Source organism: Mesobacillus sp., from assembly GCF_057785455.1.
This window is the reverse complement of the sequence record NZ_JBYNSB010000012.1, coordinates 226,363-246,013: the sequence shown is the minus strand read 5'-3', so window position 1 is coordinate 246,013 and position 19,651 is coordinate 226,363. Positions and strand designations below refer to the sequence as shown.

20 protein-coding genes are annotated in these 19,651 nt (G+C 45.8%); 9 read left to right on the top strand and 11 right to left on the bottom strand.

Annotated features, from left to right (window positions below; translation table 11 throughout):
* Positions 1-4 precede the first annotated feature (4 nt).
* The 3 genes from AC3EBE_RS03800 to AC3EBE_RS03790 all read left to right on the top strand — a co-directional run bounded on the left by AC3EBE_RS03800 (position 5) and on the right by AC3EBE_RS03790 (position 3,575).
* On the top strand, positions 5-1,132 hold the full coding sequence (locus AC3EBE_RS03800) for a S1C family serine protease (protein WP_488593678.1): 1,128 nt from the start codon (positions 5-7) through the stop codon (positions 1,130-1,132).
* 192 nt (positions 1,133-1,324) lie between these two features.
* The gene (locus AC3EBE_RS03795) at positions 1,325-2,968 is read left to right on the top strand and encodes an Ig domain protein group 2 domain protein (protein WP_488593677.1); all 1,644 of its coding nucleotides are present in this window, start codon (positions 1,325-1,327) and stop codon (positions 2,966-2,968) included.
* Between the two features lie 247 nt (positions 2,969-3,215).
* Positions 3,216-3,575: a hypothetical protein gene (locus tag AC3EBE_RS03790; protein WP_488593676.1), complete on the top strand. Its 360-nt coding sequence runs from the start codon at positions 3,216-3,218 to the stop codon at positions 3,573-3,575.
* A gap of 102 nt (positions 3,576-3,677) precedes the next feature.
* On the opposite strand, the gene AC3EBE_RS03785 is transcribed toward AC3EBE_RS03790, so the two are convergent.
* The 6 genes from AC3EBE_RS03785 to AC3EBE_RS03760 form a co-directional block, all read right to left on the bottom strand.
* The gene (locus tag AC3EBE_RS03785) at positions 3,678-4,208 is read right to left on the bottom strand and encodes a LysM peptidoglycan-binding domain-containing protein (RefSeq protein WP_488593911.1); all 531 of its coding nucleotides are present in this window, start codon (positions 4,206-4,208) and stop codon (positions 3,678-3,680) included.
* 150 nt (positions 4,209-4,358) lie between these two features.
* Positions 4,359-5,723 carry an APC family permease gene (locus AC3EBE_RS03780; protein WP_488593675.1) on the bottom strand — a complete coding sequence of 455 codons (1,365 nt, stop codon included), beginning with the start codon at positions 5,721-5,723 and terminating at the stop codon, positions 4,359-4,361.
* A 3-nt stretch (positions 5,724-5,726) separates the two neighbouring features.
* Positions 5,727-6,647 carry an acetamidase/formamidase family protein gene (locus AC3EBE_RS03775; RefSeq protein ID WP_488593674.1) on the bottom strand — a complete coding sequence of 307 codons (921 nt, stop codon included), beginning with the start codon at positions 6,645-6,647 and terminating at the stop codon, positions 5,727-5,729.
* A 102-nt stretch (positions 6,648-6,749) separates the two neighbouring features.
* Positions 6,750-8,084, bottom strand: coding sequence for a hypothetical protein (locus AC3EBE_RS03770; protein WP_488593673.1), 1,335 nt, complete (start codon positions 8,082-8,084; stop codon positions 6,750-6,752).
* Entirely contained in the window at positions 8,081-8,782 is a 702-nt protein-coding gene (locus AC3EBE_RS03765) for a response regulator transcription factor (protein ID WP_488593672.1), read from the bottom strand. Before AC3EBE_RS03765 ends, AC3EBE_RS03770 begins: the two co-directional genes overlap by 4 nt.
* Positions 8,779-9,531, bottom strand: a complete 753-nt coding sequence (locus AC3EBE_RS03760) for a sensor histidine kinase (protein WP_488593671.1) — start codon at positions 9,529-9,531, stop codon at positions 8,779-8,781. The genes AC3EBE_RS03765 and AC3EBE_RS03760 overlap by 4 nt, the downstream gene beginning before the upstream one ends.
* 244 nt (positions 9,532-9,775) lie before the next feature.
* Here AC3EBE_RS03760 and AC3EBE_RS03755 point away from each other — a divergent pair, with 244 nt between their 5' ends.
* Positions 9,776-10,753 (top strand): GNAT family N-acetyltransferase, encoded by a 978-nt coding sequence (locus AC3EBE_RS03755; RefSeq protein WP_488593670.1) that lies wholly within the window; start codon positions 9,776-9,778, stop codon positions 10,751-10,753.
* A gap of 75 nt (positions 10,754-10,828) precedes the next feature.
* Here the strand turns inward: AC3EBE_RS03755 and AC3EBE_RS03750 are convergent, their stop codons facing one another.
* On the bottom strand, positions 10,829-12,322 hold the full coding sequence (locus AC3EBE_RS03750) for a peptide MFS transporter (protein ID WP_488593669.1): 1,494 nt from the start codon (positions 12,320-12,322) through the stop codon (positions 10,829-10,831).
* A 312-nt stretch (positions 12,323-12,634) separates the two neighbouring features.
* Here AC3EBE_RS03750 and AC3EBE_RS03745 point away from each other — a divergent pair, with 312 nt between their 5' ends.
* Entirely contained in the window at positions 12,635-13,093 is a 459-nt protein-coding gene (locus AC3EBE_RS03745) for a DUF305 domain-containing protein (RefSeq protein WP_488593668.1), read from the top strand.
* Positions 13,094-13,286: 193 nt separating this feature from the next.
* Positions 13,287-14,120 (top strand): P-loop NTPase family protein, encoded by an 834-nt coding sequence (locus AC3EBE_RS03740; RefSeq protein ID WP_488593667.1) that lies wholly within the window; start codon positions 13,287-13,289, stop codon positions 14,118-14,120.
* Positions 14,121-14,353: 233 nt separating this feature from the next.
* On the opposite strand, the gene AC3EBE_RS03735 is transcribed toward AC3EBE_RS03740, so the two are convergent.
* Positions 14,354-14,503, bottom strand: coding sequence for a hypothetical protein (locus AC3EBE_RS03735; RefSeq protein ID WP_488593666.1), 150 nt, complete (start codon positions 14,501-14,503; stop codon positions 14,354-14,356).
* Between the two features lie 114 nt (positions 14,504-14,617).
* On the bottom strand, positions 14,618-15,064 hold the full coding sequence (locus AC3EBE_RS03730) for a hypothetical protein (protein ID WP_488593665.1): 447 nt from the start codon (positions 15,062-15,064) through the stop codon (positions 14,618-14,620).
* A 141-nt stretch (positions 15,065-15,205) separates the two neighbouring features.
* On the opposite strand from AC3EBE_RS03730, the gene AC3EBE_RS03725 reads away from it, so the two are divergent.
* Together AC3EBE_RS03725 and AC3EBE_RS03720 are read left to right on the top strand one after the other, a co-directional pair.
* The gene (locus tag AC3EBE_RS03725; protein ID WP_488593664.1) at positions 15,206-16,699 is read left to right on the top strand and encodes an amidase; all 1,494 of its coding nucleotides are present in this window, start codon (positions 15,206-15,208) and stop codon (positions 16,697-16,699) included.
* Positions 16,700-17,067: 368 nt separating this feature from the next.
* Positions 17,068-17,862, top strand: coding sequence for an aminoglycoside phosphotransferase family protein (locus tag AC3EBE_RS03720; protein WP_488593663.1), 795 nt, complete (start codon positions 17,068-17,070; stop codon positions 17,860-17,862).
* Between the two features lie 177 nt (positions 17,863-18,039).
* On the opposite strand, the gene AC3EBE_RS03715 is transcribed toward AC3EBE_RS03720, so the two are convergent.
* Positions 18,040-18,528, bottom strand: a complete 489-nt coding sequence (locus AC3EBE_RS03715; RefSeq protein WP_488593662.1) for a hypothetical protein — start codon at positions 18,526-18,528, stop codon at positions 18,040-18,042.
* 125 nt (positions 18,529-18,653) lie between these two features.
* Here AC3EBE_RS03715 and AC3EBE_RS03710 point away from each other — a divergent pair, with 125 nt between their 5' ends.
* Positions 18,654-19,100, top strand: a complete 447-nt coding sequence (locus AC3EBE_RS03710) for a DUF4385 domain-containing protein (RefSeq protein WP_488593661.1) — start codon at positions 18,654-18,656, stop codon at positions 19,098-19,100.
* 114 nt (positions 19,101-19,214) lie between these two features.
* Here the strand turns inward: AC3EBE_RS03710 and AC3EBE_RS03705 are convergent, their stop codons facing one another.
* Positions 19,215-19,634 (bottom strand): anti-sigma regulatory factor, encoded by a 420-nt coding sequence (locus AC3EBE_RS03705; protein WP_488593660.1) that lies wholly within the window; start codon positions 19,632-19,634, stop codon positions 19,215-19,217.
* Positions 19,635-19,651 lie beyond the last annotated feature (17 nt).

Below are 19,651 nucleotides of genomic sequence, written 5' to 3'. Positions count from 1 at the left end.
AAATATGAAATGGACTATTAGTATATTATCTACTCTGCTGATTTGGGGAGGCGGCACTTACGCTTACTTTTTCATAAAAGAAGAAATCCCAAATAAGCTGCCGGCTTCGTCTGAATTAATAGTGAAGGCGGAAGAGTCCGCGCCAGAGAAGGGTGCCTCAAAAGAATTGAAAGAGATTATCCATCATACTCAAAAATTAGTTGTAAAAATAGAGTTGGAGGATGGATCTTTAGGATCCGGTTTTCTTTACAATAACCGAGGGGATATTGTGACCAATGCCCATGTGGTGGCAAATGCTAAAAATGTAAAAGTTAAGACCTCTGATTCAAGAGAGTTTGCAGGGACGGTTATAGGAGTTAGTAACGAGACAGATATTGCTGTTGTGCGTGTACCTGGACTGGAGGGAACAACGCCACTGGAAATATCCTCAGAGCAAAAGTCTGAAATCGGTGATGAAGTCCTTGCACTTGGCAGTCCGCTTGGCTTGCAAAACACAGTCACAACAGGAATCATAAGCGGTGTGGACCGGGACCTTGATATAGAACCATTCCATTATGAGGATGTTTATCAGATTTCGGCCCCTATTGCGCCTGGTAACAGCGGAGGGCCGTTAATAGACAGCAAGACTGGTAAAGTCGTTGGGATAAATTCAGCTGGCATTGATAAAGGTTCGATTGGTTTCAGCATCCCGATCATAAGTGTCCTGCCAATCGTACAGGGCTGGTCAGATGCTCCAATGACAACCATTCCTGAAGTGAACTTAGGTTCTGAGGAGTATGACTATGAAGAAGAATATTCAACAGAGGATCTCGCACGATACCTTGTCAGTTATTTTTATGAAAGCCTGAATTACGGTGATTATGTAACAGCTTACTCATTGCTGGGCAGCTCATGGCAGTCAAGCCTATCTTATGATGAATTTAGAGAAGGATATTTAAACACAAAGTCCGTTCAAATGGATGATCTGGCAGTAACAGCTTCAGGGGAGACTTATTCTGCCATTGCTGTCATATCAGCTGAAGAGCGAAAAGATGGTTCAACCGTGTATAGTAAATATAAAGTTACCTACAAAATTCAATATGAAAATGATACGCTTAAATTGATTTCCGGAAATGGTGAAAAAATAGAATAATTACTAAAGCAGGGGGGCGAGCTCCTGCTTTTTTTAGGGTGGAACATGGGGACGGTTCTCCTGTTCCATTCTGGAACGCGAGAACCGTCCCCATGTTCCAAGTTGGGAAAATTTCAAATTAAGGGAATCTTAACATTCCGTCAATATTTGTGTGTTAATTTAGTTAGGAATACACGAATAAGGAGTGAAAGCATGATTCGTCGAAGGTTCTCTGTTATTGCACTAGTGGCTTTGCTTGTTTCACCGTCTTTGTATTTTTTTACACCTTTTGTTTCTGCTGAAAATGCGCTGGATCCGGCTCCGCAGCTGCAGCCGGTCGGGACAGCGAATGGAGAAAGGATTTTGTTTGATAATACCCATGGACAAACTGCGGGAGCGGCTGATTGGGTATTGGATGGCGGATTCTCTGATTTTGCGAATGCCCTGGCGAACGAGGGGTATTATGCAAAAGAACTGCGCAAGACAACCCCGATAACGTATCAAGATTTACAAGATTACGATGTTTTCATTATTGGAGAAGCGAATATTCCGTATAAGAGTTCTGAGCAGGATGCGATGCTTCAATATGTCCAGAATGGCGGCAGTATTTTTTTCATAGGTGACCATTACAATGCTGACCGGAATAAAAATCGCTGGGATGCTTCCGAAGTATTCAATGGCTACCGCCGCGGGGCTTATTATGACCCGGCAAAAGGAATGGGAACGGAGGAAGCATCCTCTGGAGCAATGCAGGGTGTGACTGGTTCTGACTGGCTGTCCAATAACTTCGGCATCCGCTTCCGCTACAATGCAATTGGTGATGTGACAGCGAATGATATCGTGGCACCGAGCCAGGCGTTCGGCATCACAAGCGGAGTTTCCACAGTGGCCATGCATGCAGGTTCGACCTTGGCAATTACAGATCCAAACAAGGCAAAGGGGATTGTTTACCTTCCTCCGACAACAGCTGCCTGGGGCTATGCTGTCGACCAGGGTGTATATAATGGCGGTGGAAGAGCAGAAGGACCATACGTGGCTGTATCGAAGGTCGGTGCAGGAAAGGCGGCTTTTATCGGTGATTCGTCACCGGTGGAGGATGCCACTCCTAAATATCTCCGTGAAGAAACAGGCGGCAAAAAGACGACCTACGATGGTTTCAAAGAGCAGGATGACAGCACGCTGCTTGTGAATCTTGTGGATTGGCTTGCAAAGCAGGAAAGCTATACATCTTTAGCCCAGGTAAGCGGCTTGCAGCTTGACCAGAAAACAACTCTGCTGTCTATGGAAAACCCGCAAACTTCAACAGAACCTCAAGCAGAGCCTTGGGCCGCACCTGCTACAGGCTATAAATGGTACGACCCTTCAACATTCAAGTCTGGTTCCTACGGATATGATGCGGATGGTTCCGGTGGCGGCGGAACTGCCACATTGAATGAGAAGTTCGAAACCGGCACAAAGACATCCTATACATCAGGGAATGTTACCTTATCAAGCGGATCATGGTATTTTGACAATGCGCTGATCGGAAACTTGAGCACTGACAAGAAGAATGGCACCCAGTCGGCACGTGTTCGAGCGAGTGGTGCTCTTACAATGAACTTCAATGTGAGCGGGGCAAAAAGCGTGCAAATTGCACACGCCAATTTTGGCAGCGATAGCGGAGCCAGATGGCAGCTGCAAATGTCCACAAATAGCGGTTCGGCCTGGACGAATGTTGGCAGCCTGAATGCCAGCACATCCAGTTTGCAGGTAAAAACGTTCTCAGTGAACCAGACAGCATCAGTCCGCTTCCGGATTGTTGTTTCCGGTACTTCGGGACACAGACTTAACTTTGATGATATTGTGATCAGCAACTAAACAGAACCCGTGCCTCTGGCACGGGTTTTTTGGCGGAACACGGGGACGGTTCTCCTGTTCCATTCTGGAACGCGAGAACCGTCCCCATGTTCCACTGTATTCCCGCACATTTTTGCTTTGGATGAGACAAGCTCCTATACACTTCTTGTCGTGCTTGCATTGTATATAGCAAGGATGGACAAGGAGGTGAAGCTTATTGAAATGGAGTGATTTTTTTAGTTTGAAGCAAAAAGGGGGAATGGAAGGTATGGAACAAAAAACAGCATTGCCAGCAGAGGTTTTACAGCAGATGATTGAAAAGTTTGAGGGTATTGATAAAGAGCAGTTGGGCATGAAGCCAGCAGAGGAAGGTTCTTGTCTGGATTTCTGGTGGTCACCAGTGTGTCTCACATTGTGCGCGCCTTTATCCGGCCTGCCAACTGGCCTGGATTTTACCCTGCAGACAGTTGACTGTAACTATGATGGCCATTGCAATACACCGCAGATTAACGTTGAAGGTGATAATGTCTGCATCGTCCTTCCAGGCTATGTATTCTACTATGTAACCGTAGGTGACGATCTCAGCATCTCTTGTGAATACGCCGGTTTCTATTACGGCACATTCTAAAACCATCCTAATTGACAACAAGGGTCCCAAAAGTCCGGCTTTTGGGACCCTTGTTTTTTTGATCAGGGGGACGGTTCTCCTGCTTGGTTTGATGAAACAAAATTACTCACTCACCGGAATATGAATCACCTGCCCGGCATAAATCATATTCGGGTTTGTGATTTGCGGGTTGATCTGCAGGATGCTTTCTGCTGACACCCCAAACCATGCGGCAATCAAATACAGAGTGCTGCCGGGGCGGACGATGTATTGTGTTACTGAAGGACGGGGAGCGCATTCGGCTCCGAGCGAATACCATGTATCTGTGTCGACGATTCCGGTCACTTCGATTTCTTTTACCCGTCCCTGCCATTCTTTTATGGCGATGAGGGTCTGGGGACCGAACAGCCCGTCAACTTTTCCTTTATACACTCCGAGAAACTGCAGGATGATCTGAACGCGGCTGACGGCAGGCCCCTGGTCACCGATCCGCAGTGTTGGGCATAGGCGAGTCGGGATGAAGACGACCTGGCCCGGGAAAATCATATTTGGATTGGTGATCTGGCGATTGCTGGCCAGCAGGTCGATCAGCCTGACCTTGAACTTTTTCGCGATGCTGTAAAGGGTGTCACCGTGCTGGATGATATAATTCATGACCGACACCTCCCTGGGTGGATATTACCTACTATATGTTGGGCGGCTGACGGCGGTTCGAGGTGTTTCCGTTGAAAATTATTTTAAGCCCAAAAAGAAAAAGCTTGCAGATCGAGGGGGCAACCTTTTTCTGCAAGCTTTTTTAAAATATTAATCCAGGTCCAGCGATGTATCCTTCTTGAACACCTTCAGCAGGATCAGATAGACAATCCCGATTCCGAGCCAGATGAATCCGAGCTGCTTGGACAGCGGATCAAGAGAAATCCAGACGTACCCAATGATGATAAAACCAATCACCGGCAAGACGAGATGCTTGAAGTAGTCCTTACTCTTTTGTTTTTTGATAAAATAAATCACCACTGATGCATGCAGGAATAAGAAAGCTGATAATGCACCAAAGTTGACTACCGATGCCAGTGCACCGATCTGTGAAGCGAAGAATGCTGTGACAGCCAGTGAGATGGCTGCGACAAGCAGGGTGCTCACATGTGGTGTCTTGAATTTAGGGTGAACCTTAGCCAGGACTTTAGGCAGCTTGCGGTCACGCGCCATGCTGTAAAGAATGCGTGAAATTGCAGCTTGTGCTACCAGTGCATCTGCAATTCCCCAGGCGATGGCCGTCGCGATGATGGTCATCCATTTCAGCCAAGGGCCGCCGGCAATCTCGGCAATCTGATAGAAGGCAACATCGGCATTTTCGAAAGTTGTGTAGTCAGGCCAGATGAGCGCCGCTACCCATGTTTGGACAATGAACAGGACTCCAACAACCAGCAGTGAAAAAATAATCGCTCTGCCAATCGCTTTGCTGCCGCCCTTTGATTCTTCCGCAAGGGTCGAAATCGCATCGAATCCGAGGAAGCTCAGCACGGCAATCGATACCGCGCCCATTACCGTGCCCATGCTGAAATGATCGGCATCATATAATGGCTTGAAAGTGAACTCGGCACCATTCACGCCTTTTGAGATCGCAAAAATCCCAACTGCAACAAAGATAACAAGGACGATGAGTTCAGCGACGACAATGATTTTGTTGGCTTTTGCGGTAAATTCTATTCCAAGTACGTTTACAATAGTATTAATCGCGATGAAAATCACGAGCCAGACGAGCAGGGGAATCTCAGGAACGATATCATGCAACGCTGCCGCACTGACAAGGTAAAGAAGTGCCGGAACGAAAATATAATCGAGCAGGATGAGCCAGCCAGCGATGAAGCCTACGGAATCATTGATCCCGCGTTGTGCATAGGCATAAACAGATCCTGCAATTGGGAATGCTTCCGACATCCTTGCGTAGCTTAATGCCGTAAAAATCATCCCGACCATCCCGATCAAGTAGGCAAGCGCGACCATTCCGTTCGAGCCCTGCGCAACTGCACCGTAAATCCCGAACGGAGCAATCGGCACCATGAATACGAGCCCGTAAATCAACAGATCCCAAAATGACAACGAGCGTTTTAATTCCTGCTTATAACCCATATTATTCTGGGTTTGAGTTGCTTTTGAAAGTTCAGCCATGGATTATTCCACCCCTTTTTTAAAAAGTTCAATGTTGTAAGCTTCCAGGATGGATCTTGGAACGAAAAATCTTGCTGTTTTGAGCGGATCGACAATCTGGCTGATCTGTGCCTGGCCAGCCGCGCTCATCAGCATCGTGAACTCAGCCAGTGATAAATCGGTTTGAGGCTGCAATAAGTCGATCATTTCTTCTACAGCGACATTCGCGGCATCATCCAATAATTTTTTCGAAACAAGAGTCGCTACGCCTTCCTCGTTTTCTAAAACTGGATGATTCAGGCTGTATCCCTTAATAACTTCAAGGGTGACCTTAACCTTTGCGGGAATTTCAATACCCGAGACGCTGATTTCGCCATCTCCCATCGCAGCGTGGAGATCGCCTAGCGCAAAGAGTGCACCTTCCTGGAAAACAGGGAAGTAAAGGGTAGCACCTGTGGTAATAAGCTTCGTATCCATGTTGCCGCCATGGGCTCCTGGTGTCCCGTTGTTTACAGCATCACCTTCTGGCGCTACTCCGATTACACCGATCATCGGATTTAATGGCAGGGAGATTTTTTTGTTAAAAATGGCTTTGCCGTCTTTTACAGGAATGATCTTCACTTCGAAATCCTTCAATCGATGTCCCATGACACCAAGCTCCGGTCCGACAACCATGACTCCCTGGTCCCCCAACTGGATATCATCGATTGTCACCTTCAAAATGTCCCCTGGCAGAGCTCCCTCTACAAAAACAGGACCTGTGGCCGGATTGATTTGGTTCCAGTCGATTGCATTAAAGGTAGTTTCTTCTGAAGTAATCTGGTCCTGGAAACAATCGAATGTTTCTATTTCCACCTGGGTGCCGGACTGGACGGTAAGAGCAGGCTGGTTGTTTTTATCCATTGCGTAAATATAGGTTTGAGTTGAAAGCTGAGCTGTAGACATGCAAACCCTCCTCAAAGATTTTATTTTCTGAATAATTAAAATGTTAAACCTTTTTGACCGAAGATGTTTGCAGATTTTCAATCTGTTTTTGCAAAAATCTATTCATGTCCTGATCGTTTTTACAAAAATTAGATGGAAGACGAACGACAGCAAAGCGGATAATGGCGCGAGAGCCCAAAAGTTTGTTGAAAAAGTGCTTAGCATAGGGCCGGCGATGCTCATCAAACTCAGCGTTAAAATAAAATGCTTATATGAAAATTCCCTCTGGAACGATGCGAAGATGAATGGCACTCCCGCAGATGCGTAGAAAGAAATAAAATAAGGGAGCCAGTCAGTGAATGAACCGGAAAACCTGACAGCAAAGCTGCCGATTAAGATGCATATTACAAGACCAAATAAATAAGCCTGTTTTATAAAATGATGAGAGTGCGATTGACTGCCATCATTCGATTTCAAGTAAAGGAACAGGCTAATGACGGAATAAAGTGCATGGCCGGTCCCGACTGACAGGAGCCCAATCCCGGCAAAAATGAGCAGATGCGATACAGAATTATTAGCCTGAATCATTGCACTTGCCATTTGTATAAGATTTGTGTGGTCTCTCTGTACAAGCCAATAGATTGATAACACGGCAAAGGCCAGTAATAAAGCGGCCCATGAAAAAGCAGAATATCGAACCGAAGAGATTCGGTGTTTGTGCTTCACATTATGAAGCGATTCCCAAAAATAAAAGCTTGTGAATGTATTTCCCGCCATAACCAGCAGAAAGGTGAGGAGATAAAGAGCGTTTTCAGAGAAGCTGCCATTCACCAAAGCTTCAAAGTGGATGCTGAACTGCTCCTCAACGGCACCGATACCCGTTCGCAAATACAAGGTCAGCGCTGTAAAAGAAACAAAGAAAAGAATGGCGAACAAAAGCAGCGTCCCCACCTTGTTGACACCAATCCAGCCTCCCAAGCCAAACAGGATGAAGCTGAAGCTTAAAAATAAAACGACCCCGAGGTAAGGCGGAGCTTGGAATAAGTCCTCAAATAGGATCGAAATCAGCGAAGTTTGAATCATGATGTTCCCCAGAGCTGCAAAGCCAAATAGAAAAATAAAATAGGGATTTATTTTATTTTGCGAATGAGGCTGAAAAGGGAAAAACCTGTTCAGCCGATCCTGGCTTGAAGCTAATTTTTCAATCAGGATCGAGACAAAAATAGGTGTAAGGCTAAAAATAAAGAAACTGGACAATCCGCCTTTTTCCGCGAGAATGAAGGGGAAAAGGAATGTGGCTCCAGTCAGATACTGTATAACCAATGAGTAGGTGCCGCTGCTAAGGCTCGTTTCCTTCCCGGCCACGTATTCGTATATGCTTCGATGGCTTCCGATGCTGTCGATGAAAAGAATCACGATGGTGAATGCGAAAAATAAGAGAATATACCAATCAATCATGAATGAATCTCCTTGTATTGGCTTGGAGTGATTCCTTCGATTTTTTTAAATAGATTGCTAAAATGATGCTGACTGGAGAAGCCAACATGTTCAGCAATCTGGAAGAGGCTCCAATCTGGATTGGCGAGCATCAGCTGCTTTGCTTTTTGGATCCGGAACTGATTGATATAATCGGTAAATTTGACACCAACCACTTCGGTGAATTTTTTGCTCAGGTACGTAGGTGTGACATATACCTTCCTGGCAATATCCGATAGCTGCAGTTTTTCATGGTAGCTTTCGTGCACAAGATCGAGAACCTTATTGATTAGCACGGATTTCGTCTCCATGTACGCATGCTTGGCTAAAAAGTCCTCAATCACCTTGTATAACTCACTCTCGATCACCGGTTTGACGAGGTAATCCAGCACATCGAGGCGGATCGCCTGCTGGGCATAATTGAAATCCTGGTAAGCCGTGATTAAGACCACTTCAGTATCGAAATCATTTGTCCGCAAGTACTCGCAGAAATCCAGGCCCGAATCACCTGGGAGCTGGATATCGACAAATGCAAGCGGGAATGAGTGCGTTTTTAATAGCTGCCTTGCTTCAAAGGCATCCTCGGCGGTAAAAACATGCCAGTTCGGATATTGTTTTTTAACCAAATAAGATAATTGTTCAAGCTCCAAAGGCTCGTCGTCGATTATTAATAGATTCATTTTGATTCCCCCGGGGTATAAGGCCAAACGGCTTTCACTTCTGTCCATTCGTCATTGCGTTTCATTGAGACCTCTGTATATAGATCGAAAAGCAGTTCCATCCGTTTGCGGATATTTTCCATTCCTGTTCCCTCTCCATTCGAGCTGTCCGATTCCGGCGCCTTTTCTCCGTTATCCATCACCTTCAGGATGGCCCAGTTCCCATCCCTGCGCAGTTCGATCATCAGCCTTTTTTCACCGCGTTTATTTTCAAGGCCGTGTTTAAAAGCATTTTCCACAAAGGTTTGCAGTGTATAGGGCGGAAGCAGGGTAGCTTCAGCATTTTTATCAATCGACAGCTGGATTTCCAGCTTCTTGCCGAAACGAAGCTGCTGGATTGCCAGGTAATTTTTTGTATGCTCCAGCTCATTTTCAAAAGGGACAAGCGAGGTTTTATCCCTGTTTTGATACCGTAAAAATAAAGAAAACCTCTCCATCGCATGGATCAGATCTTCATTCCGGTTCAGCCGGGCAAGCGACATCATCGCGTTCAAGCTGTTGAATAGAAAATGCGGGCGGATTTGCTGGCTAAGCTGCATGTATTCCATTTGCTGCAGCTCTGTTTCCAGCTGAATCTGTCGATTTTCCATCTGCAAATAATCGAACTCTTTTTCCAAAAGCTTGAGGATGCTGAGCATGACCAAGGCGATGATTGGAATTAACAGGCCCAGAAAAATGATAGTTGAAAAAGCGGCAGCGGCACTAAACATATGCTTCATTCCTTTAATAGTAGGAGTTGAAAAAAAGTGTAAATCTTTTGAATCTATCTTACTCTGTTTTTTTAACAGCTTACAACCTGATGAGCTTATAAAAAAATGGAAGGGGCAAATTTTGGGGAAGTGACGAAACAATTGTAATAACTTCTATCAAATTTTTCCATCAGCGTTGTATAATACTAACTATCCACTTTTTAAAAAGACAGAGAATTTATTGTGGGATAGGGGGAAGGGACACATGGAAATCTGGAATGTATATAACCAGTACAGGCAGGTCACCGACCGCACACATGAGCGGGGACTGGATATGAAGGACGGAGATTACCATATTGTTGTCCATGTATGGATCATGAATGACAACGGGGAGTTCCTGATCCAAAAGCGGCAGCCATGGAAAAAGGGCTGGGCAAATATGTGGGATTGTTCGGCAGCTGGATCGGCAATTCTTGGGGACAGCAGTGAACAGGCGGCGGTGCGGGAGGCGAAGGAAGAGCTTGGAATCGACCTGGATATTGCGAGCGGGGAAAGGCTGTTCACCGTTAAGTTTTCCTGTGGTTTCGATGATATCTGGCTGGTAAGGCAAAATATCGGGATCGAGGATTTGAGCCTTCAGGAAGAGGAAGTAGCAGAGGCAAAATGGGCCACTGCGCTTGAAATTAAGAAAATGATCGCTGCTGGCGAATTCATTCCGTTTGCTTATATTGACCTGCTGTTCGAAATGGCGCGATCCCCAATTTCACTGATGAAGGCTTCCACGGAAGATGCCGAAGAATTGCTGGAGCTTCAGAAGGAAGTGTTCATGCCGATTTACGAAAAGTACAACGACCACGAAACAAGCCCGGTCACGCAGACAATGGAACAATTCTTAACCAGGTTCGAACGCGGGGAATATTACAAAATCCTACATAATGGAGAGCTGGCAGGCAGTGTGAATGTCTCTCGAAAAACTCCAGGGCTGATGAGGCTGCATATCATCAATATTCGCGATGCATATCAAAACAAGGGGATTGCCCAGGAAGTCATGACACGCCTGGAGCTCATGTACCCAGAGGCAGAAGCATGGGAGCTTGCAACGATCCTGTCCGAGGAACGGAACTGCTACCTGTACGAAAAAATGGGCTACCAACAGTATGGAGAGCCCAGGGTCATCAACGAAAAAATGACCCTCGTCAACTACCACAAAGAAACAAATATCGGAAGATTACAAAGTCTTTAACACAGTAAAGCGCCGGGGGTCTGACCCCCGGCGCTTTAAATTGCTAAAGCATTGCTGCTTTTGCTGCTTCTTTTATTATTTTACGCCCTTCATGTAGCCCTGGATTTTTGGAGCCAGGATGAAGAGGATGATACCTAGTACGATGGATGCTCCACCGATTGTACCGAAGTATGTCATTTCAGTTTCTGGTGAGTAGAACTTAACGATTTGCGCGTTGATTGCTTGTGCTGCGGCACTTGCAAGGAACCAGAGGCTCATTGTCTGTGCAGAGAACGCTGCAGGCGCAAGTTTAGTCGTTGCTGACAGACCAACAGGGGAGATCAGCAATTCACCGAATACAACGATCAGATAGCTTAGTACCAGCCAGATTGGGCTAACCAAAGCATCTGTTCCAGTTAAATAACCAGGGATCAGGATGACTAGGAATGAAAGACCTGCGAACATCAATGAGAAAGAGAATTTCTTTGGAATTGATGGCTGGCGGTCGCCAAGCTTTACCCAGAATCCTGCAAAGATCGGTGCAAAGATGATAATGAATAATGGGTTCAATGACTGGAAGAATGCAGGTGAAATAGTGAAGCCTGCGAATTCCAATTGCGTACGCTTGTCCGCATAGTTAGCAAGGATTGTTGAACCCTGCTCCTGGATTGCCCAGAACATAACCGCTGCAAGGAATAGCGGGATGTAAGCAAGTACCCTTGAACGCTCAACTTCAGTTGTCTTAGGGCTGCGGTACATAACGATAAAGTAAATAGTAGGAATAACGATACCAAGAATCGTAACAATGTTGATAAAGCTTTCGAAAGTTAACAGACCAGCTGGAACTAATACTGCCACTAAAATTGCTAATACAACGATTCCAACACCAATCCAAGTGAAAGTCTTCTTTTTTTCTTCTGGTGTCAGTGGGTTCGCAACCATTGTACCTGCAAGTCCAAGGTTCTTTTTCTTTGTTAGCATGAACACAACTAGACCTACGAACATACCGATTGCAGCGATGGCGAAACCAAAGTGGAAGTTGTATGCATCAGATACTGCACCAACGATTAGCGGCGCAAGGAATGCACCAGCGTTGATTCCCATGTAGAAAATCGTGAAACCAGCATCGCGGCGATCGTCTTTTTCGCTGTACATTTCACCGACGACAGTAGAAACGTTCGGCTTCAGCATACCTGTACCGATAACGATCAAGACCATCGATACGAAGAACATTGAAACACTGCCAGGGATTGCGAGCGCAATATGACCAAGCATGATCAAGATACCACCGTAGAACACGGCTTTGGAAGTACCGAAAATTCGGTCAGCCAGCCATCCGCCGATGATCCCGGACATATAAACGAGTGACCCGTAGATGGACATGATAGAAAGTGCAAGTGTTTCATCAAGGCCTAATCCGCCTTTGGAAACTGAATAGTACATGTAGTAAACCAGGATCGCTCTCATTCCATAGTAAGAAAAGCGCTCCCAGAATTCAGTGAAGAAAAGTGTGAATAAACCTTTAGGGTGTCCGAAGAAACCTTTTTGAGGCACACTATCCACAATTTTCTGCCTATTAAAGTTTGACATGTTTTTCCCTCCCTATTTTCGTATTCTAGAATACTGATTATAGTATGAATTGTCAAAAACAATATTAGGAAATATCTCTCATAACCTTTGATAAATCAATGTTTATCATACTTTTCGGCAAAAAAGAAAGTTTATTGAAAATTATTCAATTTATATGAAAAGAATGAAAAGTCAGGTAATTTTTGGTATGTATTTCCATCAGGCCGGCCCAATAGTGTTTACCCATAAAGCAAAAAATCAAACCTGAATATTTTTTAGTCAGGGGGGTATGCACATAATATAGGAGAAATTAACTGTTGAGGAGGTAGCATATTGAAGAATAATTATGGAAGGTTTGGCTTGATGGTTTTGACTTCGACCATCATCATGCTGATTTTGATGTATTTTAATGCATATAGCATTGATCATGTTTTCTTTAGTGAAACGAGATTTTACATGGCGCTCATCATGGGGGCTGTCATGGCGATTGTCATGCTAGCATTCATGCGGAAAATGTATACCAATAAGAAAGCGAATCTTGGGATTTATGCCGGCAGTGCCTTAATCATCGCTGTTTCCCTGTTCCTGGTTCGAAGCCAGGCGACGGTAGATGACACATCATGGATGAAAGCGATGATCCCGCATCACTCCATCGCCATTCTGACAAGTGAACGCGCGAATATCGAGGACCCTCGTGTACGTAAGCTGGCTGATGATATCATCAAAGCCCAGCGCAAGGAGATTGGCGAGATGAAGGCTTTGATCAAGGACCTTGAAGAGAAGGAAGATTAATAAATGGAGAACTGGATCCAAGACATTGAGAAGAGGGAAGATTAATATGAAGAGCTTGATCCAAGACCTTGAAAAAGAAGATTGATATGAAGAGCCTGATCCATTGGCGGATCAGGCTCTTTTTTCGTAAAAGGAGGAATTCACAAGGCATCTGGTGAATTTTGAATGGGAGAAGATGTTGAAGGAGAACAAAATGAAAACGAAATTAATTTTAGTAGAGGGCCTTCCAGGTTCCGGAAAGTCAACGACTGCAGGAATGATCGCTGATATTCTCGCTGAACGGAACATTGAGGCAGAGGTATTTTACGAAGGAAACCTTGATCATCCAGCAGATTATGAGGGTGTCGCTTATTTTACCGAGGAAGAGTTTAAAAAGCTTCTTGAGGAAAGCGGCAGTCTTGAAGCAGTCTTTAAGGAACAGGTCATAGTAAAAAAAGGCCGCAGACTTTTGCCATATATGAAGCTCAAGAATGAATTGGGCGATGAATTTCCAGATGAGCTGTTAGCACAGATTTCTAAGAAAGATGTGTACGAGCTGCCGCTGGAGGAAAATTTCGCGGTGATTTCAGAAAGCTGGGATGAGTTCGCGAAGCAGGCCGAGGCAGGCGACAAGGTGTATGTGTTGGAATGCTGCTTCATCCAGAACCCTGTGACCGTAGCAATGATAAAATACGGTGCGCCTGCAGATGTGTCGGCTGCATACGTGAAGAAACTAGCTGACACTGTAAAAAAGCTCAATCCAATGCTAGTCTATGTCAAACAGGAGGACATCGGGAAATCATTCAGGAAAGCCGTCACCGAGCGGCCAGAGGAGTGGTTCAACGGATTCGTCCACTATTACACCGCCCAGGGCTATGGCCTGAAAAATGAACTCAGCGGGCTTGATGGGACGATTGAAGTGCTTAAAGCAAGACAGGAGCTGGAGTTTGCGATACTTGATCAATTGAGTATGCCGAAAGTGGTTGTCGATAATTCACGCTTTGATCTGGAGCAGCACAAAGAAAGACTTAACGAAATCTTGAAGTAGGCCCTCTGTTTAGGGCCTTTTTTGCTGGAAAAAATCGGCCGGAATTTCCAGTTCGTCGATATATTTGATTTTTCGTCGATAAGTGGAGGCTTTTCGTCGATATAATTATAAATTCGTCGATATAATTAAATTTCCGCCGATAAGTGCTGCGATTTCGCCGATATCTTGATTTTGGCGAGGAACTAAACATCAAAACAAGCCTCAAATGAAAAAAAAGAGCTGCCCACCAGCTCTTAATCTTCCGCTTTCTCTGCTTTCTGTTCTGATTTTCCGCCTTCATGTACTGTAAACTTGGCCATTTTCAGCCGTTTCATCAGGCGTTCCATAATTTCTTTTTCCTGGTATTTAACGAGGTGGCGGGGGACTCTCTTATGCTGCTTCATCTTCCAATCTCCTTTTTTCTGGAAAAATTAATATTTAATTCTATTAAAACAGGAATATACTTTAGCAGCAATCAAAAAAAGAGTCATTTCCGGGGTGGAAATGACTCTCGTTCACTACCTTAATCCAAACTGCTGCATGCAGCGATATACACATTGCGTGTACATTGAACCGCCGTAGCTTAAGCACCTGTTCAGGCACTGCTGATAAGATCCATGGGTGCCGAACTGTCCGTGTGGAGCTCCCCATGGCTGTCCAGATGGCGTTGACCATTGTCCATGTGGATAACCCCATGGCTGTGTATGCGGTGCAGTCCATGGCTGTCCGGATGGCCCGAATCCAGGTCCGGCCGGCCCAAATCCGCCGGGGATGCCTCCGCCAGGTCCAAGCGGCCCAAACCCGCCAGGTATGCCTCCACCAGGTCCGAGCGGTCCAAACCCGCCAGGTATGCCTCCACCAGGTCCAAGCGGCCCGAATCCCGGACCAAGTCCGCCAGGCCCCAGAGGTCCGCCGCCAAATCCACCAGGTCCAATTCTAGTTTGTGCATCATGATAATAGGTCATTTCAACAACCCCTTTAACTGGGTATTTGTTTTACATTATTCATCTGGGATGAATCGGTGATTGATCAGCGCTTTTTTACATAGAAGGAAATTTACAGTCTGTAAGAGAACATTAATATAAAAAATAACGGCGGTGATGCGGATGGATGGGCTCGATTATAAAGCTTATGATGGTTTGGCGCTGGCTGAGCTGGTAAGGAAGAAGGAAGTGCAGCCGATAGAATTAGCAGAAGAAGCAATCAGATTGATCGATTCGCTCAATCCGAAGGTGAATGCGGTTAGCAATAAAATGTATGACAAGGCGCGAAAGGCAGCGGAGGCGCCGCTTTCAGGTGTTTTTGCCGGGGTGCCGATGCTGCTGAAGGATATTTCTCAGGAAGTGGAGGGGGAACCGCTCACGGCAGGATCGAAAGCCTTCCTAAACTATCGGGCAAAAATGGACTCCGAATATGTGCGCAGATTGAGGCATGCGGGGGTCCTGTTCCTTGGCCAGACGAATGTGCCCGAGTTTGCGCTGGTCGCCTATACGGAGCCTGCCCATTATGGCCCTACCCGAAATCCGTGGAATTTGAACCATACTCCAGGTGGTTCAAGTGGAGGGTCTGCCGCAGCAGTAGCTTCAGGGATTGTCCCAATTGCCGGTGCCAACGACGGCGGCGGGTCGATCAGGATACCTGCAGCATATTGCGGCCTGTTCGGCTTGAAGCCGACACGAGGAAGGACGCCCGTGGGACCGAATTATGGCCGCGCATGGCAGGGGGCTTCGGCAGAACATGTGCTGACTCGTTCTGTCCGCGACAGCGCCACGATGCTTGACCAGCTGCATGGCCCAGAAAAAGCAGGAGCATTCCAGGTCCAGCCATATGAAGGAAGCTATCTTGAGGCTGCGCAGACTCCGTTAAATAAAAAACTCAGAATCGCTTACTCAGTGACATCTCCAATTGGCACCGATGTCGATGCCGAATGCCGGGATGCTGTGTTAAAGACAGCGAGAATGCTAGAGTCGATGGGGCATCATGTCGAGGAAAAAGAAGCTCCGATTGACGGCAATAAAATAGCGAAAAGCTATTTAACAATGTATTTCGGGGAAACGGCTGCACTTTTGGCATCGCTGGAGGAAGTACTTGGGCGGAAAGCAGGACCTTCTGACGTCGAGCCAACCACCTGGCTGCTGGGGCTGCTGGGCAAAGCAACCTCTGCGGAGGAATTCGTCCTCAGCATGAGAGAGTGGGACCGGGCCGCATACCAAATGGTAGTTTTTCACGAGACATATGATTTCTACCTTACGCCGACAACTGCCTTCCCGCCTGCCAAAATTGGCGAACTGGAGCCATCTGCGTCTGAAAAGTTCCTGATCAGCACGGTTGGCAAAATGGGACTTGGCGGAATGCTGAAGAAAGCAGGAATCGTTGAGCAGATTGCCCAGAAGAACCTGGCGAGGACACCTTTCACCCAGCTTGCCAACCTGACAGGCCAGCCGGCCATGTCCCTGCCGCTGCACCAGACAGCAGCGGGGCTTCCGGTCGGAGTCCAGGTCATGGCCGCAAGAGGACAGGAGGATTTGCTGCTGCAGCTGGCAGGTGAACTTGAGCAATCAGAGCACTGGCTGGATGTGAGGAAGAATCCGCTGTATTAACTAATTTTATTATGGAGGCAAAATTGCCTGTTTTCGTATGACTGGCCGGATTCTATTTTAGTGGAACTTGGTAGTTTTCTATATTTTTTTCACAAGAAAATTTGATTCCTGCCCCAATAACAACGCGATCTTGAATCTTCTTTTGACAAAACAGTTATTTAGGCAGCTAAACTGTATTTTCTTAATAGTAAAATGGCTTTTTAAGACCGTATGAAATTTTATTCACCAGTAGGAAAGGATTTTTGACTAGTAAGGTAGTTTTTTTGACTAGTAGGAACAGTTTTTTTACCAGTAAAAGAGAATATTTCACCAGTAGGCGATTTTCGGCCAATTTCCGGCGTGATTTCAGAAGTGGAAGTGAATAATCAGTGTCAGACTACAATAATGAAGAAAAATTAGCAGGAGGAAATATCTCCGACGTTTTTCGCTTAGGTGATACTGTGCGACGGGTCTTAAAGCCGGACAGTGCCAAGGTTCACCGGTTATTAAAGCATTTGGAAAGCAAAGGATACACATATGCACCAAGGTTCTTAGGTATTGATGAAAATGGCAGAGAAATTTTATCATTTATCCAAGGTGAAGCCGGTAATTATCCGCTAAAAAGTTATATGTGGGCTGATGATGTTTTAATAGAGATAGCAAAAATGCTCCGCCTATACCATGACGCAGTGAGTGATTTTCCTTTATCAGATGATTGGAAACCGCTAGACCATACACCTGATAAAATTGAGGTTTTATGTCACAATGACTTTGCCATTTATAATATTATTTTTCATCACAAAAAACCGATAGGTATTATTGATTTTGATGTAGCTGCGCCTGGTCCTAGAATTTGGGACATTGCCTATACGCTTTACACTTGCATTCCTTTAAGCAGACTTTACCATTCTGAATCAGGCGAGCCAGTTTATTACGAACCAATACGAGATGCCGGCCGGATTAAAAAAAGAGTTGAAATATTTTTTGAGTCCTACGGGATGAAGGGAATAGAAGAGGATTACCTGGAGATGGTATTGCTTAGGCTAGAGGGCTTATGTCAATACATCTTAAGAAAAGCAGGTGAAGGGGACACTGCCTTTCAAAAGATGCTGGACCAAGGTGACTATGAACATTATCAAAATGACATTCAATTCATTCTCGATAATGGAAAAGAATGGCTATAGTGTATACAGCTCAGGCAACAAGCAAGCACAGAGTCTGAAAGGACTCTGAGCTTCTGTGTAATTTTAGGTGCTAATGTGTGTTTAGCTAGTTTGTATTATTAACCAGAAGCGACCGGCTAAAAGTACACTAATCAAACGTTTGATTAAATCCCCCTGAACCTCGGTATTACTGGGCTTTCAGCACCAGACAATCACCCTGGCAGGTGTCGTCTGTGCCGGAATGCTGAAGGTAGAAGAGCCATAGACAACGATCAGATTGCGGTTCGCTGGATTGCCGGTGAACACCTGATTGTTTTTTAAACGAAGCCTCGTCGTTGGTGCAAGATTCAGTTTTAACATGCCGTCACTGCTGACCAGCTGGCTGTTGAAAAAATCAACTTTTACATTCTGGTTCGGATTTTCTTTTACCATCACAAGTGCACGGTATTGCGGCGGATAAATGAGCGGGACGGGAGCATTGCCGTCATAGTATCCGGTTACCCGGTCGCCAGGTCTAACCATCGCCTGGTCCAAAAAGTAAGTATCAGGCTCAATCACAAAGTTCACAGTGCTGCCGGTACCGTTGCTGACTGCCATAAGCTTGTAGCAGCCGGATTGGTCATTTGCCGTCGTGAAAAAATCGCTGATATTCGTTACGATTCCGCTGAAGGACTGGAATTTCACCATTTCTTATCACCCTCAAAAATAGACTCGTGCCTATATAAATTATTCACAATGGTGATTTCCTGTGACACATTGGATTGTTAGCTTTCTTTCAAGTCGGGTAAAACAAAGGAAAAAGGACTGGTAGCATGGCATTTGATTATGACCTCGACTTTGACAAAATTGACTTCCGGGAGCAGCCCGAATTGTACCGGGTTGGGAGGGGAGAGCAGGGAGTCCTGCTGGTGGAGCCGTATAAAAGCGAGATCCTGCCGCACTGGCGTTTTAAGACGCCGGACATCGCAACGGTATCATCGGAGAAAATTTATCAGATGTTCCTTGACTACAAAAAGAAAGACGATTTCGTCGGCATGGATATGGCGCGGAAATTCCTGCAGATGGGCTACACCCGGGCGCGGCGCTACACCAATTACAAGGGCGGCAGGAAGTATGATGAGGACGGCAAGGTGAAGGAGCGCCAGATTGACCCGGTGAAAGCAGAGTCGGCAGCGATTTTCATGGAAAAATGGAAGCTGGCCCGGACAGATGAGGAGTATTTAGAGAAGAAAAAAGAACATCAGAAGAAGTATGGATGAACAAAGGAGAATCAGGTTTTTTCAGCCCGGAGACTTTGCTGCTGCCAGATCTTGCCGCCACCCGATAAGCTAAAAAGAGCCTGATTCCCAAGGATCAGGCTCTCCGTATATTATTTAAGCCCCTTTCCCAGGGTTCGCCTGCAGCCACTTCGTCGTGGTAATGACGGTGCCCTCAGCGGGACATGATTTTACATCAAAATCATCCATCAGTCTTTTGGCTCCCGGCAGTCCTGAACCCAATCCGCCAGAAGTGCTGTAGCCATCCATCATCACCTTTGAAATATCCATGCCGGGCCCGCGGTCGGCAGCAATGACCTGCAGGCCAATCCGGTCGCCGTCGTGGATTGAATTGATGTGGATTTGCCCTCTTCCGGCATACTTATATATATTTCTCGCCAATTCACTGATTGTCACAGTTATTTTTGCCTGGTCAGCTGAATTGAAGCCGAGTGCCTTTGCAGCGTTCTTCCCCTGCGAGCGCGCTTCGATGATGTCCCACTCATTCATGATCCAGACGCACATTTGCTTATTCATTCAGCTTCATCACATCC

Excerpts from the sequence above, each read along its gene's own strand:
- AC3EBE_RS03800 (WP_488593678.1), top strand. The coding sequence starts at position 5 with ATGAAATGGACTATTAGTATATTATCTACTCTGCTGATTTGGGGAGGC.
- AC3EBE_RS03795 (WP_488593677.1), top strand. The coding sequence starts at position 1,325 with ATGATTCGTCGAAGGTTCTCTGTTATTGCACTAGTGGCTTTGCTTGTT.
- AC3EBE_RS03790 (WP_488593676.1), top strand. The coding sequence starts at position 3,216 with ATGGAACAAAAAACAGCATTGCCAGCAGAGGTTTTACAGCAGATGATT.
- AC3EBE_RS03785 (WP_488593911.1), bottom strand. The coding sequence starts at position 4,208 with ATGAATTATATCATCCAGCACGGTGACACCCTTTACAGCATCGCGAAA.
- AC3EBE_RS03780 (WP_488593675.1), bottom strand. The coding sequence starts at position 5,723 with ATGGCTGAACTTTCAAAAGCAACTCAAACCCAGAATAATATGGGTTAT.
- AC3EBE_RS03775 (WP_488593674.1), bottom strand. The coding sequence starts at position 6,647 with ATGTCTACAGCTCAGCTTTCAACTCAAACCTATATTTACGCAATGGAT.
- AC3EBE_RS03770 (WP_488593673.1), bottom strand. The coding sequence starts at position 8,084 with ATGATTGATTGGTATATTCTCTTATTTTTCGCATTCACCATCGTGATT.
- AC3EBE_RS03765 (WP_488593672.1), bottom strand. The coding sequence starts at position 8,782 with ATGAATCTATTAATAATCGACGACGAGCCTTTGGAGCTTGAACAATTA.
- AC3EBE_RS03760 (WP_488593671.1), bottom strand. The coding sequence starts at position 9,531 with ATGTTTAGTGCCGCTGCCGCTTTTTCAACTATCATTTTTCTGGGCCTG.
- AC3EBE_RS03755 (WP_488593670.1), top strand. The coding sequence starts at position 9,776 with ATGGAAATCTGGAATGTATATAACCAGTACAGGCAGGTCACCGACCGC.
- AC3EBE_RS03750 (WP_488593669.1), bottom strand. The coding sequence starts at position 12,322 with ATGTCAAACTTTAATAGGCAGAAAATTGTGGATAGTGTGCCTCAAAAA.
- AC3EBE_RS03740 (WP_488593667.1), top strand. The coding sequence starts at position 13,287 with ATGAAAACGAAATTAATTTTAGTAGAGGGCCTTCCAGGTTCCGGAAAG.
- AC3EBE_RS03735 (WP_488593666.1), bottom strand. The coding sequence starts at position 14,503 with ATGAAGCAGCATAAGAGAGTCCCCCGCCACCTCGTTAAATACCAGGAA.
- AC3EBE_RS03730 (WP_488593665.1), bottom strand. The coding sequence starts at position 15,064 with ATGACCTATTATCATGATGCACAAACTAGAATTGGACCTGGTGGATTT.
- AC3EBE_RS03725 (WP_488593664.1), top strand. The coding sequence starts at position 15,206 with ATGGATGGGCTCGATTATAAAGCTTATGATGGTTTGGCGCTGGCTGAG.
- AC3EBE_RS03715 (WP_488593662.1), bottom strand. The coding sequence starts at position 18,528 with ATGGTGAAATTCCAGTCCTTCAGCGGAATCGTAACGAATATCAGCGAT.
- AC3EBE_RS03710 (WP_488593661.1), top strand. The coding sequence starts at position 18,654 with ATGGCATTTGATTATGACCTCGACTTTGACAAAATTGACTTCCGGGAG.
- AC3EBE_RS03705 (WP_488593660.1), bottom strand. The coding sequence starts at position 19,634 with ATGAATAAGCAAATGTGCGTCTGGATCATGAATGAGTGGGACATCATC.